General features: G+C 68.5%; 2 protein-coding genes. Both read left to right on the forward strand.

All coding sequences use genetic code 11. The features are described 5' to 3' along the window. The first annotated feature begins 105 nt into the window (after nucleotides 1–105). On the forward strand, nucleotides 106–951 hold the full coding sequence (locus ACO1BR_RS44060) for an IS5 family transposase (protein WP_426800744.1): 846 nt from the start codon (nucleotides 106–108) through the stop codon (nucleotides 949–951). Further along, nucleotides 948–1346, forward strand: a complete 399-nt coding sequence (locus tag ACO1BR_RS44065; protein WP_100606146.1) for a hypothetical protein — start codon at nucleotides 948–950, stop codon at nucleotides 1344–1346. Before ACO1BR_RS44060 ends, ACO1BR_RS44065 begins: the two co-directional genes overlap by 4 nt. Nucleotides 1347–1367 lie beyond the last annotated feature (21 nt).

Here is a 1367-nt window from a genome sequence, read left to right on the forward strand (position 1 = left end):
AGTGGGCGGTTCGTGAGCCTTTGAGTCGTTCTGTGGTCGCCTGATGGTGTGGGGTGGGGGCGAATTCCGCGGGTTCGCGGTGCGGGGTCTGCTGGGGTTGGCGGGGTGAGTGAACGCAAGCTGTATCCCAGCGACTTATCGGACGAGCAGTGGTCGTTGATCGAGCCGGTGATCACCGCGTGGAAGGACCGGCACCGCTCGGTCAGCGGTCATCAGGGCGCCTACGACATGCGGGAGATCGTGAACGCGATCCTCTACCAGGGGCGGACCGGCTGCCAATGGGCCTACCTCCCGCACGACCTGCCGCAGAAAAGCGCGACGTACTACTACTTCGCCGCCTGGCGGGACGACGGAACCGATCAGGTCATCCATGAACTCCTGCGCTGCCAGGTCCGTGAACGCTCCCGCCGATTAGAGGACCCGACCCTGGTGGTGCTGGACACCCAGAGCGTCCACGCGGCCGTCGGGGTCCCCGCCGCCACGACCGGCTACGATCCGGCCAAGCGGGTGCCGGGCCGCAAGCGCGGCCTGGCCGTGGACGTCCTCGGCCTGGTCATCGCAGTCGTCGTCCTCGCCGCGAACACCCACGACAACACCGCGGGCATGGTCCTGCTGGACCAGGTCGCCGAGCAGACTGGCGGCACCGTCCGCAAAGCCCTGGTCGACCAGGGCTTCAAGAACCAGGTCGTCGAACACGGCACCGGCCTGGGCATCGACGTCGAGATCGTCGAACGCGACCCCGCTCACCGGGGGTTCCTGCCGCAGCCGAAGCGGTGGAGGGTCGAGCAGACCTACGGGATCCTGATACTGCACCGGCGCCTGGTCCGTGACTACGAGCACCGCACCGCCTCGTCCGCCTCCCGCGTCTACTGGGCGATGTCCCACGTCATGATCCGCCGCCTCGCCGGCACGAACACTCCCACCTGGCGCGAAGAGGCGGTGCGCGCATGAACATCCGTCCCCTCCTGGACGCACTGGACCTCCAGAAGGACGCCGCCCAGGCTCTGGCCGACGACCTTCGCGCGCAGATCGACGACCTGCAGACCCGACTGCAGGAGGCCGAGACACACCTCGAGCACCTCGCGATCACCCGCAGGACTGTCACCGGCCTCGCCGACCGGCTCCCCGCATCCCCACCCGAGCTGCCCGAGCACCCGGACTACCCGCGCATCCTCGCCGCCTTCAACGAGTCGACCGGCCCCCTCCGCGCCAAGGACGTCTGCCAGGCCCTCGGCCACGAACTGCTGCCGAACAACATCGAAGGCACCCGGGCCAAGCTGAAGCGCCTGGTCAAACTCGGCATCCTCACCGAAGCCGACACCGGCTGCTTTGCCCGGCAGCAGTAGCCGGCACCGCAGCCAGCACCC

Origin of the sequence: Streptomyces sp. YGL11-2, assembly GCF_050054615.1 — a bacterium.
In the GTDB taxonomy this organism is placed as follows: Bacteria; Actinomycetota; Actinomycetes; order Streptomycetales; family Streptomycetaceae; genus Streptomyces.